At 66.4% G+C, this 12113-nt stretch carries 12 protein-coding genes; 6 read left to right on the forward strand and 6 right to left on the reverse strand.

Annotation, left to right across the window (positions count from 1 at the left end):
• Nucleotides 1-2: 2 nt before the first annotated feature.
• Together ACP694_RS04305 and ACP694_RS04310 are read right to left on the reverse strand one after the other, a co-directional pair.
• Complete coding sequence (locus ACP694_RS04305) at nucleotides 3-1001, reverse strand: hypothetical protein (RefSeq protein WP_426010689.1); 999 nt, start codon at nucleotides 999-1001, stop codon at nucleotides 3-5.
• On the reverse strand, nucleotides 998-2344 hold the full coding sequence (locus tag ACP694_RS04310; RefSeq protein ID WP_426010690.1) for a TolC family protein: 1347 nt from the start codon (nucleotides 2342-2344) through the stop codon (nucleotides 998-1000). The genes ACP694_RS04305 and ACP694_RS04310 overlap by 4 nt, the downstream gene beginning before the upstream one ends.
• A gap of 372 nt (nucleotides 2345-2716) precedes the next feature.
• Between ACP694_RS04310 and ACP694_RS04315 the strand changes: the two genes are divergently transcribed.
• From ACP694_RS04315 to ACP694_RS04325, 3 genes are all read left to right on the forward strand, one after another.
• Nucleotides 2717-2989: a TrbC/VirB2 family protein gene (locus ACP694_RS04315; RefSeq protein WP_426010692.1), complete on the forward strand. Its 273-nt coding sequence runs from the start codon at nucleotides 2717-2719 to the stop codon at nucleotides 2987-2989.
• A 1-nt stretch (nucleotide 2990) separates the two neighbouring features.
• On the forward strand, nucleotides 2991-3257 hold the full coding sequence (locus ACP694_RS04320) for a VirB3 family type IV secretion system protein (protein WP_426010694.1): 267 nt from the start codon (nucleotides 2991-2993) through the stop codon (nucleotides 3255-3257).
• Between the two features lie 138 nt (nucleotides 3258-3395).
• On the forward strand, nucleotides 3396-4382 hold the full coding sequence (locus tag ACP694_RS04325) for a hypothetical protein (protein ID WP_426010696.1): 987 nt from the start codon (nucleotides 3396-3398) through the stop codon (nucleotides 4380-4382).
• Nucleotides 4383-4395: 13 nt separating this feature from the next.
• Here ACP694_RS04325 and ACP694_RS04330 read toward each other — a convergent pair whose 3' ends face one another.
• Genes ACP694_RS04330 through ACP694_RS04340 form a run of 3 tightly spaced genes read right to left on the reverse strand, consistent with a single transcriptional unit; the run spans nucleotide 4396 to nucleotide 6351 of the window.
• Nucleotides 4396-5022 carry a carbonic anhydrase gene (locus tag ACP694_RS04330; protein ID WP_426010698.1) on the reverse strand — a complete coding sequence of 209 codons (627 nt, stop codon included), beginning with the start codon at nucleotides 5020-5022 and terminating at the stop codon, nucleotides 4396-4398.
• Nucleotides 5015-5656 carry a maleylacetoacetate isomerase gene (gene maiA / locus ACP694_RS04335; RefSeq protein ID WP_426010699.1) on the reverse strand — a complete coding sequence of 214 codons (642 nt, stop codon included), beginning with the start codon at nucleotides 5654-5656 and terminating at the stop codon, nucleotides 5015-5017. Before maiA ends, ACP694_RS04330 begins: the two co-directional genes overlap by 8 nt.
• A gap of 8 nt (nucleotides 5657-5664) precedes the next feature.
• Nucleotides 5665-6351: a fumarylacetoacetate hydrolase family protein gene (locus tag ACP694_RS04340; RefSeq protein ID WP_426010701.1), complete on the reverse strand. Its 687-nt coding sequence runs from the start codon at nucleotides 6349-6351 to the stop codon at nucleotides 5665-5667.
• 206 nt (nucleotides 6352-6557) lie between these two features.
• Here ACP694_RS04340 and ACP694_RS04345 point away from each other — a divergent pair, with 206 nt between their 5' ends.
• Genes ACP694_RS04345 through ACP694_RS04355 form a run of 3 tightly spaced genes read left to right on the forward strand, consistent with a single transcriptional unit; the run spans nucleotide 6558 to nucleotide 11483 of the window.
• The gene (locus tag ACP694_RS04345) at nucleotides 6558-7436 is read left to right on the forward strand and encodes an ABC transporter ATP-binding protein (RefSeq protein WP_426010702.1); all 879 of its coding nucleotides are present in this window, start codon (nucleotides 6558-6560) and stop codon (nucleotides 7434-7436) included.
• A 10-nt stretch (nucleotides 7437-7446) separates the two neighbouring features.
• Nucleotides 7447-11064, forward strand: a complete 3618-nt coding sequence (locus ACP694_RS04350; RefSeq protein WP_426010704.1) for a M1 family aminopeptidase — start codon at nucleotides 7447-7449, stop codon at nucleotides 11062-11064.
• The gene (locus ACP694_RS04355; RefSeq protein WP_426010705.1) at nucleotides 11061-11483 is read left to right on the forward strand and encodes a PaaI family thioesterase; all 423 of its coding nucleotides are present in this window, start codon (nucleotides 11061-11063) and stop codon (nucleotides 11481-11483) included. The genes ACP694_RS04350 and ACP694_RS04355 overlap by 4 nt, the downstream gene beginning before the upstream one ends.
• Nucleotides 11484-11489: 6 nt before the next feature.
• On the opposite strand, the gene ACP694_RS04360 is transcribed toward ACP694_RS04355, so the two are convergent.
• Entirely contained in the window at nucleotides 11490-12095 is a 606-nt protein-coding gene (locus ACP694_RS04360) for a DUF4142 domain-containing protein (protein WP_426010706.1), read from the reverse strand.
• Nucleotides 12096-12113 lie beyond the last annotated feature (18 nt).

Raw genomic sequence — 12113 nt, forward strand, 5'->3', positions numbered from 1 at the left:
GGCTAGTCTTTCTCGCCGGGCTGCTCGCCGCCGCGTTCGATGGCGAGCAGTGTTCCCGCGCCGCCGCCCACCGCGACCACGTCGCCGGGGGAAAAGCCCGTTGTGACGAACCAGCCGCTCGCGATCGGACGGGCGTCCACCAGCTCACGTCGGACAAACACACCCGGGGCCGTGCGACGGTAGGCCCATACGGCATCGCGCCATCGCACCAGGGCTTCCCGAGGAACGATGACCCCGGACTCTGTGGAAGACTGTTCCAGGCTCGCGGCCAGCACGCGCCCGACTGTGGCGGACCGTGCCATCGGACCGCGGACGATGGCCAGCAGGCCGGCGCTTTGCAGCCGGGGGTCCGCCGCCGCCGCCGGACCGAGCACACTGACGGAAGCGGTGATGCCGCCGTCGGCGACGATCACCCGCGAGCCGTCCCTCGACGATGCGCCGGGGACATCGATCCGCACCAGGGCAGCCTTTCCGGCCGAGATCTCGCCCAGCAGCCTTTGACGGGCGGCCAGATCCAGTCGCGCCAGCCCCGCGCCGAATTCGAGTCCGACGCGGCGTTCGGCGAGATCTGTCCGCGCCGCATCGGCGGCGGCCTGGGCGCGGGCGGCTTCTACCGCCCGCGCCGACGCGCTCTGATCCTGTGCGGCCAGAGCGACAACGCGGCGCGCCTCGGCCTTGGAGGCAACGGCGGCCGCGCGCGCTGTGGCAATTTCAGCATTGATCGCGGCGAGGGTGCTGACATCCAGTCCTCGCGCGAAACCCTGCTTGATCTGTGGCGCGCCTCCGGCCGCTAAGGGCGCCACGCGCAAGCCCGCCCGCTCCTGTTGCGCGGCGCTGAGCCGAACCTCGCCATCGACGAGGGTGGCCAGGGACGCGGTCCCCCCAACTCCTTCCTCCACCGAGGCGCTTGGCGCCGTGCGATGCGCCGATGCGCCGAAAATCGCCAGCGCTGCCGTCGCGGCGCCTACGGCAGCCCAGCCGGCGGCGGTGTAACGGCTCATGGGCGGCTCCTCGAGGCGGTGTTCACGATCATCGTCTCGGGTCCTTCCAAGGGTCCGCGAAGAGCGTCTTCAAGACTGGCGTCGGCGGCGTGCACACGGGCCAGAGCGTCAAGTTCGGAGATGCGGGCGAGAAGGGCGCCGGCCTGAGCGGCGGCCCAATCCGTGCGGTCGATGGCCCCCTGCGCCAATTCGCGATCTGCCTGGGCGGCAAGGCGGGCCGCAGCGACGAGTTCGACCCGCCTCACGCGAGTGAGCGCCTCGCGCGCGGCGTGGGTCTCGGCCAATCCCGCGTCGATGGCCGCCTGCGATGTGGACACAACGGCCTCCAGCTTCCGTCCGGCTTCTGTCCGCTTGGCCTGCGCGGTCGCGATGGCGCCGCGATTGAGGTCGAGGGGCGGCAATACCAGACCAACGGACACTGGGATTTTCACCAGACCGCGCTCCCAGGTGTAGCCGGGCGCAATACTGATCGCCGGGTATTGGCGTGCGACCTCCGCGCGAAGGTCGGCTTCGGCCTGATCATAGGCGGCTACCGCCTTGAGCACGTCAGCCCGGGACAGGATGGCCCCGACGCGAGAATCGTCCGTCACCCGCGCGCCGGGATCATCAGTTGGCTCATCGAAACCCGCCCAGGTTAGGGCGAGCCCGTTCAGGGCCTCGAATGGTACGCCCAAAGCGGCGGCAAGTGACTTGATGGCGGCGCGAGCATTGCTGTTGGCGTCGGCGGCGCGACGAACGGCGTCGGCCCCATCAGCGCGGACGCGCTCCAGTTCGGCGCGCGACGCTTCCCCCGCGTTGACCCGATTCTCCATCGCCGCCAGCTGGCGCGCCCGCACCTGGGCTACGCGCTCGTAGGCGACGGCCTGGCGTTCCGCGATGAAGTAATCGGCTAACGCCCGTCGGACGGCCATGCGGACCGACCAGATTCTGTCGGCCTGGTCGTAACGCGCGATATCGACGGCGAGATCGAAGCTGGTTAGCCGGGCCTGGCGGCGGGCGCCCAGGTCGAGGGGGACGTCGAGCGCCCCACCGAGCAGCCAGGGGGAACTTTCGGCCGCGCTGCGGGCGTACTCGGCGCTCAGCGTGAACGTCGCGGCCGGGCCGACGCGAGACGCCTTGGCCGCTGCCAGGGCGCTGTCGACGCCCGCGCTCGAAGCGGCGATGTCAGGGTTATTGAGCAGCGCGCTCGCGAAGAGCGCCAGACGATCCAGGCGGGGGCCGCTCCAGGTCGCGTCGGGAGCGATTGACGCCACCTTGTCGCGAACCTGCCCCAGATTCAGAGTTCGGGTCCGAGCCTCCACTGCCAAGGCCGACGGCTCCACCGGCGCGGGCGCGTAGCTCACGCAGGCTGATAGAGACAGGGCGCTGAGCAGGACAATGAGAGTCGACTTCACGGAACGAGCGCCCCCGCGACGGGCGGTCGCTGGTCCGCTTATGGCTTCGGTCGGTCACGCCTGCACCTTGTCGATTCCCAAGAAAGACTGGGCGCTCAGCCCGGGGAAGCCGGAGGTTCGCCACCGTTAGGCCATCCTACTACGTGAACGCTATGGTCCCTCCCCTCGCGCCGTGACGCTCGAGGGCCAGGAGCGGGCAGGACTGTGCAAAACGCACTGAACGCACTTTTTAGATAAAAAGAGTGTTTGAGCTAGACTTCCTTGGGTTTCAGTCGTGGGTAGCCCGGCATTCGCGGGCGTCGGCATCGGGAGACCCCACCCATGAATCCGATCCGAAATGTCTCGTCCGCGCCGCTTCGTTTCGGTCGAGCCGCCCATGCCGTGATGCTCGCCGCCAGTGTCGGCCTGTTTCTGGCCACCCCAGCTGGAGCGGCTGGTGGCGGCACCGCCATGCCATTGGAGGGCCCGCTCACCACGGTGATGCAGTCGCTCTGCGGTCCCGTCGCCAAGGCTGTCGGCATCATCGCCATCGCCTTCACCGCCACGACCTTCGTCAGCACCTTCTTCAACCCCACCGCCGGAGCGGCGTTCTGAGGTGGCGCAGTCGGAAATCGAGGGTTTGGAGATCGCCTTCCACAGCTCCCTTTCGGAGCCGGTGACGATCGCGGGCGTTCCGCAAATGATCGCTGTGCTGAACGGCACTCTGACGGCCGTCCTGGCGCTGGGCCTCCAGGTTCCCCTGATCAGCATCCCGATCGGCCTGGCCATCCACGGAGCCTGCCACTGGCTCAACAAGCGCGACCCCTACTTCTTCGACGCCCTCGGGCGGCACATCCGCCAACGGCCCTACCTGGACGCCTGACGACGGGCGCGCCCTTCGTCGGCGCGCGACCGAACCCTATCCAGCGCATCTCCACCAAGCGCCACTACGTTAAGGCGCCGGAGACCCCGGCCTAATCTTGACGCCTTCCTGACGGACGACGATTTCCAGGGGGACCTCGTGCCGCGCCTGGGCGGCGGCTATGTGCGAACCACCTCGGTGCGCGCCTATCCGGCGACCTCCTCGCCGGGCTTGCTGGACCGCCTGAACGAGCTGGGCAAAACGACCGCTGGGTGTGCCGCTTCCTGCCCCTCGACAAGAGAAGACGCCCTCAAGGCGGTGACCACAGTCCGCAAGCGCTGGTTCGCCAAGCGCAAGGGCGTCATGGCGCTGCTGAAGGAGGCCATCACCCGGGAGCCCTCGGTCCTGGAGGATCCCGACGCGGCGGCCAAGTCGATGGACGCCGATGCGGCGTTGGTCATCCTCGGTGGCGACTACGCCTCGATCGGCTATTTCACGCCGACGGTGACCTTAATGGACACCGACCCCGACCGGCTGGCCGACCGGGTTCGCGAGGTCGAAAGCGCCATCAACCGGGTCGGCTTCGTCTGCAAGGTCGAGGACGTCAACGCCGTCGAGGCCTGGATCGGCAGCCTGCCCGGCCAGGCCTACGCCGATCTGCGCCGGCCCCTCGTCTCGTCGCTGAACCTTTGCGACATGATGCCGATGTCGGCCATCTGGCCTGGCCCGACGCGCAATGAACACCTCGGGTCCGAATGCGCCAAGCGTGGCCACCCGGGCGACCAGCCGCCGTTGATGTTCACCCGCACGGCGGGGACCACGCCGTTCCGCTTCGATTTGCATCAGGGCGACGTCGGCCACACGATGTTGCCGATCTTCTTCGTCGCCTGGCTGGTCGGGATGGTCTACGGGATCACGCTGGTGCTGGTGATGTCCAGGCTTGAGCGCCTGGAGAATCCCGGCTCGCTGGCTAGATCCCTGTGGGCCGGCGTCTCGTCAAACTTCCCGTGGAAAACGATGCCCTTCCTGTTCAGCGGACGGCACAACAGCTTCAACGATCGCAAGTTGTCGCGCCTGGTGATGACCGGGCGGACGCTGCTGGTCCTCTGTGTGCCGCTATATGCCTACGTGTTCCTGCACGCCTGATCTAACGAGGCGATCAACACGGCCCGCTGGCCACCCGCTCGTAATCCTCCAGGCTGGAAATCCCGACATCGAGGTCGTTCACCAGGCCGTTGGCCAGGGAATAGACCCAGCCGTGCACCGACACGGGTTGGCCGCGCGCCCAGGCGTCGTGGACGAAGACGTCGGAGGCGACGTTGCGGACCTGGCGGATGACGTTCAGCTCGCACAGGCGGTTGAGCTTGTCCTTCTGCGTCGGCAGGGCGGCGAGCTCGTGCTTGTGCTCGGCGTGAACCTCGCGGATCGGGTGCAGCCAGTGATCGACCAGGCCACGCCGCTGGCCGTCGATCGCCGCCGCCACGCCGCCGCAGCCATAGTGGCCCACGACCATCACGTGCTTGACCTTGAGCACATCGACCGCGAACTGAAGCACGCTGAGATAGTTCGCATCCTGCGGCGGGGCTAGGTTGGCGACGTTGCGGTGGACGAACAGCTCGCCCGGGTCCAGCCCGACGATGTCGTTGGCCGGCACGCGGCTGTCGCTGCAGCCGATCCACAGATATTCCGGGCTCTGCTGGCCTTCCAGTCGCTTGAAGAACTGCGGGTCGGCCTCGGTCTTGCGCAGCGACCAGACCAGATTGTTGTTCTTGAGGTCTTCAAGCATGGAGGGCGTCCGGCTGGAGGTTGGGATGGGCGGCGGCGATGGTCGGATGCTCGGCGGCCCGCGCGGCGACGGCGCGGATCGCTGGAAACGGCGTCAGGTCCACCTTGAAGCGTTCGGCGTTATAGATCTGCGGAACCAGGCAGCAATCGGCCAGGCCGGGCGCATCGCCAAAGGCGAAGCCTCGGCCATGTTTGGCCACCATGGGCTCCAGCGCGGTGAAGCCGTCGGTGATCCAGCGCGTGGCCCAGGCGTTACGCGCCGGCTCCTCGACGCCCAGTCCGGTCAGGGCCCGCAGGATGCGCAGGTTGTTCAATGGATGGATGTCGCAAGCGACGATCTCGGCCATGGCGCGGACCACGGCGCGGTCGAACGGGTCGGCAGGCAGCAGGCGAGGCTCGGGAACCGTCTCGTCCAGCCATTCCAGGATCGCCAGGCTTTGGGTCAGAGCCCTGCCGTCCACTTCGAGCGTCGGCAAAAGCCGCTGGGCGTTGAGCGCGACATAGGCGGCTTCGTGGTGCTGGCTGTGGACCAAATCGACGGGGGCGACCTCATAGGCGAGCCCCTTGAGGTTCAAGCCAATCCGAACGCGATAGGGCGCGCTGGCCCGCCAGGCGCTGTGCAGGGTGAGTTTCATGCGCCGCCTCAGACTACCGTGAAGATAAGCTGGCCCACGCCCTCGACCTCGCCCGTCACCGTGTCGCCCCGCCCGATGGCGGCGACGCCCTCGGGGGTGCCGGTGAAGATCAGGTCGCCGGCCATCAGGGTCCAAAGTTTGGAGGCCTCGGCGATCACTTCCGGGATGGTCCAGATCATGTCGGCGATCTGGCCGAGCTGGCGCTCCTGGCCGTTGACCGACAGGCGGATGGCGCCGTCGACGCTGGCCTGGTCGATCGGGCGGATGGCGGTGATCGGGGCGCTGGCGTCGAAGCCCTTGGCGGCGTCCCACGGCTGGCCCTTGGCCTTGGCGGCGGCCTGCAGGTCGCGGCGGGTCAGGTCGACGCCGACCGCGTAGCCGAACACATGGTCCATCGCCGCCTCGACAGCAATGTTGGCGCCGCCCGACTTCAGGGCCACCACCAGTTCGATCTCGTGGTGCAGGTCGTGGGTTGCTGGCGGGTAGGGAACCTTGCCTGGCGCTGTCAGCACCACGACCGCGTCGGCGGGTTTGGCGAAGAAGAACGGCGGGTCGCGGTCGTCGCCGCCCATCTCGCGCCGGTGGGCGGCATAGTTGCGGCCGACGCAGAGAATGCGCCTTACGGGAAAGACCGCGTCGCTCCCTTCGACCGGGACCGTGGGCGGGGCGGGCGGGGGAAAGGCGAAGTGGGTCATGCCGTCTGATTAACCTCAAACCCGCGTCGCCAAAAGACCGCCGCCGTGAAAAGCCTTCCGCAGGACATGTTCCTGAAACATCCTACCCAAGTCCCGCGTCTAGACGTTCTTTCACTTGCCCCGACAGGCGACGACGAGTCATGACGGGTGAGACAATTGTGGCGAAAACCCGACAGACCCGGAATCGCAGGGACCTTGGACCAACGATGCTGATCATCGAGAACCTGACCCACGTCTACGCCAATGGCGTGAAAGCCCTCGACGAGGTCAGCCTGACGATCCCGCGCGGCATGTACGGCCTGCTTGGCCCGAACGGTGCGGGCAAGTCGACCCTGATGCGCACCGTCGCCACCCTGCAGGCCCCGACCTCCGGCCACATCCGCTTCGGCGACATCGACGTGCTCAAGTCGCCTGACCTGCTGCGGCGGACACTGGGCTATCTGCCTCAGGATTTTGGCGTCTATCCCCGGGTTTCCGCCTACGACATGCTCGACCACATGGCGGTGCTCAAGGGCATTTCCGGCGCCAAGGAGCGCAAGGACGTCGTCGAGAGCCTGCTGAACCAGGTCAATCTGTGGACCGTGCGCAAGAAGGCCATCGCCGGCTTCTCCGGGGGCATGCGCCAGCGCTTCGGCATCGCCCAGGCCCTGATCGGCGATCCGCGCCTGATCATCGTCGACGAGCCGACCGCCGGCCTCGACCCGGAGGAGCGCAACCGCTTCCTCAACCTGCTGTCCGAGATCGGCGAGAACGTGGTGGTGATCCTGTCGACCCACATCGTCGAGGACGTGTCGGACCTCTGCCCGGCCATGGCGATCATCTGCGAAGGCCGCATCGTGCGCGAGGGCGCGCCCTCCGAGTTGATGGCCCAACTGGCCGGCCGGATCTGGCGCAAGACCATCGACAAGGCCGACCTCGAAGCCGCCAAGGATCGGTATCAGGTCATTTCCACCCGCCTGCTGGGCGGCCGCACCGTGATCCACGTCCTGGCCGACCAAGACCCCGGCGCGGGCTTCGCCCAGGTGGAGGGCGGTCTGGAAGACGTTTACTTCTCCACCCTCTCCAATACCCGGCGAGCAGCCTAAGGGCGTGGGCATGTTCGGAAAAGTCGCCGCCTTCGAGTTCCGCTACCAGGCGCGCCAGCCGGTATTCTGGGTGGGAACATTCATCTTCTTCCTGATGGCGTTTGGAACGGTGGCGTCCAGCAATATCAACATCGGATCCTCGGGCAACGTCCACAAGAACGCCGCGACGGCGATCGCCGGCGGTAACCTGTTCTTCGCCCTCGTCTTCATGTTCGTCACGACGGCCTTCGTGGCCAATATCGTGGTGCGCGACGACGACACCGGCTTTGCGGGTATCCTTCGATCCACGCGCCTGTCGAAGTTCGACTACCTCTATGGCCGGTTTACCGGCGCCTTCGCGGCCGCCGCCCTGTCCTTCCTGGCGGTTCCAGCCGGCATGCTTCTGGGCACGCTGATGCCATGGGTCGATCCGGAGACCCTCGGCTCCTTCGTGATCGGCCACTACGCCTTCGCCTACCTGGCCCTGGCTTTGCCGGCGATCTTCCTGACCTCGGCGATCTTCTTCGCCCTGACCACGGTGACGCGATCGATGATGTGGACCTATGTCGGCGTCATCGCCTTCATGGCCCTGCAGTTCATGGGCGGCGTATTCCTTCGCCAGCCCGGCCTGGAACGGATCGCCGCCCTGTTCGACCCGTTCGGCGGCGGCGCCTTCCGACTGGCGACGCTCTACTGGACGGCGGCCGAGCGCAACACCCTGACCCCGCCGCTCACGGGCTATCTGCTGGCCAACCGCCTGCTGTGGACAGCGCTCGCCCTGGCCATTCTCGCGGCCGGCTACTGGCTGTTCGACACGCGCAAGACCGAGGGCGCGACAGGGCGGCGCGACAAGAGCCAAGCGGAGGTCCAACCGCCCACGACAACCACGGTCCATGCCCCGCCGCGTTTCGACGCGATCTCACGCTGGACGCAGCTGTGGGTTCGCGCCCGCCTGGACGCCCAGCAGGTTTTCCTGAGCCCCGCCTATCTGGTCCTGGTCGGCCTGGCCGCCGTGCTGGCCCTGGTCAATCTCTGGTACGCGACGGACGACAGCCTCTATGGCGGGGCGGTCTATCCGGTCACCCGGATCATGATCGGCGCCATGAACGGCATCTTCCCATTCATGACCATGATCATCGCCGCCTTCTATGCCGGCGAACTGGTCTGGCGCGAGCAGGATCGCAAGACGCACGAACTGATCGACGCCACGCCGATCCCCGATTGGGCCTTCGTGGCCCCCAAGACCCTGGCCATCGCCTTGGTCCTGACCTCGACCTTCCTGATCAGCGTCGCGGTGTCGATCGGCATGCAGCTGGCCAAGGGCTACACCCATCTGGAACTGGGAAACTACCTGGTCTGGTGGGTGCTGCCGCAGACTGTCGACTGTTTGCTGGTGGCCGTGCTGGCGGTGTTCCTGCAAGTCATCTCGCCGCACAAGTTCGTCGGCTGGGGCCTGATGGTGCTCTACATCATCGGCACGATCGTGGCGTCCAGCTGGGGTCTGGAACACAACCTTTATCTCTATGCCAGCGCGCCCATGGTCCCGATCTCGGACTTCAATGGACTGAGCCGGTTCTGGGTGGGGGCCTGGTGGTTCCGGCTCTACTGGGCGGCCTGCGCGGTGCTACTGCTGGTGCTGAGCCATGTCCTTTGGCGGCGAGGGACCGAGACCCGGTTGCGGCCTCGCCTGGCGGCCTTGCCGCGTCGGCTGATGGGGCGGCCCGGCCTGATCGCCGGCGGCGCCCTGCTGGTGTTCGTAGGCCTGGGCGGGTTCATCTACCTGAACACCAATATCTGGAATCCGTACCGCACCAGCCTCGGCAACGAGCGCTGGCAGGCCGACTACGAAAAGGCCCTGCTGCCGTTCGAGAACACGCCGCAGCCGAAGATCATCGCGGTGACTCTCGATGTCAGCATTCGGCCTGGCATGCCGCGCATCGACACCAAGGGTGTCTACGAGATCGAGAACCGCACCGACAAGCCGCTGCGCGAAATCCACATCCGCTTCGATCGCGACCTGAAGGTGCTGGCCCTGTCGATCGAGGGGGCTCGGCCGAAAAAGACCTTCGAACGCTTTAACTACCGGATTTTCGCCTTCGACACGCCGATGCAGCCGGGCGAGCGTCGCTCGATGTCGTTCAGCACCGCACGCGTCCAGCTGGGTTTCCCCAATAGCGGGGCCGACACAGGCATGGTCGACAACGGGACCTTCATCAACGATCAGGGCCTGGCCCCGACCCTGGGCATGGACCGCGCAGGCCTTTTGAAGGATCGCACCAAGCGCCGCAAATACGGTCTGCCGGCCGAGCTTCGCATGGCCAAGCTGGGCGATGGTCCCTCGCGCGCCTTCAACGGCCTGCGTCGTGATAGCGATTGGGTGACCGCCGACATCACCGTCACCACCGACGCCGATCAGACGCCGATCGCGCCGGGCTACAAGGTCTCAGAGAGTATCTGGCATGAAAGCGCCAAGCTGACGGGTCCGGTGACCAAAGCCGGCGACCGGCGGACAGCCCGGTTCGTGACCGAGGCTCCGATCCTGCACTTCTTCTCGATCCAGTCGGCGCGCTACGCGGTGCGCACCGAGCCCTACAAGGGTGTGCAGCTGTCGATCTATTACGACCCAGCCCATGCCTGGAACGTTGAGCGGATGCTGGACTCGATGAAGCGGTCGCTGGATTATGACCAGGCTAATTTCAGCCCCTACCAGTTCCGCCAGCTGCGTTATCTGGAGTTCCCGGCCTATGGCAATTTCGCCCAGTCGTTCGCCAACACCATCCCGTGGTCGGAGAATCTCGGCTTTGTCTCCAAGTATCAGGACCAGACCAAGATCGACATGGTCACCTATGTCGGGGCGCACGAGATCGCCCACCAATGGTGGGCCCACCAGCTGATCGGCGCCGACCAGCAGGGCGGGCCGGCTCTGGCCGAGACCCTGGCCCAGTACTCGGCCCTGATGGTCATGAAGAAGACCTACGGCGAGCCGATGATCCGCAAGTTCCTGAAGTATGAACTGGACCGCTATTTGCGGGCGCGGGGCGGCGAGGTGATCGAGGAACTGCCGCTCGAGCGCGTCGAGGAGCAGCCCTACATCTATTACAACAAGGGCTCGCTGGTCATGTACCGGCTGGCCAACGAGATCGGCGAGGACAACGTCAACGCCGCTCTGCGCGAGATGCTGACCGGCTATGCCTTCAAGGGCCCGCCTTACCCAACCACCCTAGAACTGGTGGCCGCCCTGCGTCGCCACGCCCCCGCCGACAAGCAGGCTCTGATCACCGACCTGTTCGAGAAGATCACGCTGTATGACCTGAAGACCACCTCGGCCAGCGCCCGCAAGCGTGCCGACGGCCAGTTCGACGTCACTCTGATGATCGACGCGAAAAAGCTCTATGCCGAGGGCCACGGTCGGGAACAGGCGGCGCCAATGAGCGAGCCCATGGACATCGGCCTGTTCTCGCTGGAGCCGGGCAAGAAGGGCTTTGGTCCCGACAAGGTGATCGCCATGGAGCGGCGGACCATCCGTTCAGGAACCCAGACCCTGACCTTCGTCACCAAGGTCGCCCCCAAGGTGGCGGGGGTGGATCCCTACAACGTGGTCATCGACCGCAACGGTGATGACAATGTCATCAAGGTCGATATGAAATGAGCGAGGCGGCGCTGAAGCTCGATGCGGCGGCTCTGAACGCCTTCCTGGCCAAGGCTTTTCCCGAGGCCGGGGCGCATCTGCCGGAGGTGGTCGAGGCGGAGCCGGGGCGGGTGCTGATGCGTCAGGCGTTCGCCACCCGGGCGCTGCGGCCGGGCGGCCTGATTTCGGGGCCGACCCAGATGGCCATGGCCGACACGGCGGGCTACGCCCTGGTGCTGGCCCATATCGGCGAGGTGGCGATGGCGGTGACCACGTCTCTCACCATCCACTTCCTGCGCGGCGCCAAGCCGGGGGATCTCTACGCGGAAGGAGCCCTGCTCAAGCTCGGCCGCCGCATCGCGACGGCCGATGTCCTGATCTGGTCGGAATCGCGCGAGCGAGCCTGCGCCAAGGCGACGGTCGCCTACGCGATTCCTTGAACCGTTCTATTTGGCCTTGTCGAAGCCGTTCTTCAGGCCTTCGGCCATGTTCAGATGTTCCTGAACGGCAGGGGCCGTGGCGGCGGCGAAGGCCTTGATGGCCGCGGTGTCGCCGTCTTGGGCGTAGCGTTGCATTAGGTTCAGGGCTGCTTGATGCACATCGACCTGATCGTCGGCATAGGTCTTGTCAAAGTCGCCGTCGCTGGACTTGTTCAAGTCGTCCAGCTTGTCCTGCAGATCGGCGGGCAAGGCGGTCGGCGGGGTGATCATCGCGCCGGAGGCGGCGATGGCGGCCTTCAGATCAGCCGTAGTCTTGGTGTGAGCCTTTTCCATCATCATGGCGAATTTCTTCACCTCGGCGTTGGTCGAGCGTTTGGCGACGACCTTGGACGCTTCGACTTCGTACATGTCGGTGGCGGCGGCCTTGGCGACGAAGGTGGCGGCCTTGGTCTCGTCCGACGGGGTCGGAACAGTGGCCGCCGGGTTGGCGTCCGGAGTCGCGGCCTGTTCGGCCGGCGTCGCGGCGCCCTTGGTGTCGTCGGCCTTGGGGCCGCACGCGGCGAGGCTGAGGGCGGCGAAGGCGGCGCCAACGATGAGAAGCTTGCGAGTCATGGCTTTCTTTCCCTGCGC

The organism is Caulobacter sp. DWR2-3-1b2, assembly GCF_049896345.1.
Taxonomy (GTDB): domain Bacteria; phylum Pseudomonadota; class Alphaproteobacteria; order Caulobacterales; family Caulobacteraceae; genus Caulobacter.

Coding starts and splice junctions, on each gene's coding strand:
- ACP694_RS04305 (WP_426010689.1), bottom strand. CDS start 1,001: ATGAGCCGTTACACCGCCGCCGGCTGGGCTGCCGTAGGCGCCGCGACG.
- ACP694_RS04315 (WP_426010692.1), top strand. CDS start 2,717: ATGAATCCGATCCGAAATGTCTCGTCCGCGCCGCTTCGTTTCGGTCGA.
- ACP694_RS04330 (WP_426010698.1), bottom strand. CDS start 5,022: ATGCTTGAAGACCTCAAGAACAACAATCTGGTCTGGTCGCTGCGCAAG.
- maiA (WP_426010699.1), bottom strand. CDS start 5,656: ATGAAACTCACCCTGCACAGCGCCTGGCGGGCCAGCGCGCCCTATCGC.
- ACP694_RS04340 (WP_426010701.1), bottom strand. CDS start 6,351: ATGACCCACTTCGCCTTTCCCCCGCCCGCCCCGCCCACGGTCCCGGTC.
- ACP694_RS04345 (WP_426010702.1), top strand. CDS start 6,558: ATGCTGATCATCGAGAACCTGACCCACGTCTACGCCAATGGCGTGAAA.
- ACP694_RS04350 (WP_426010704.1), top strand. CDS start 7,447: ATGTTCGGAAAAGTCGCCGCCTTCGAGTTCCGCTACCAGGCGCGCCAG.
- ACP694_RS04355 (WP_426010705.1), top strand. CDS start 11,061: ATGAGCGAGGCGGCGCTGAAGCTCGATGCGGCGGCTCTGAACGCCTTC.
- ACP694_RS04360 (WP_426010706.1), bottom strand. CDS start 12,095: ATGACTCGCAAGCTTCTCATCGTTGGCGCCGCCTTCGCCGCCCTCAGC.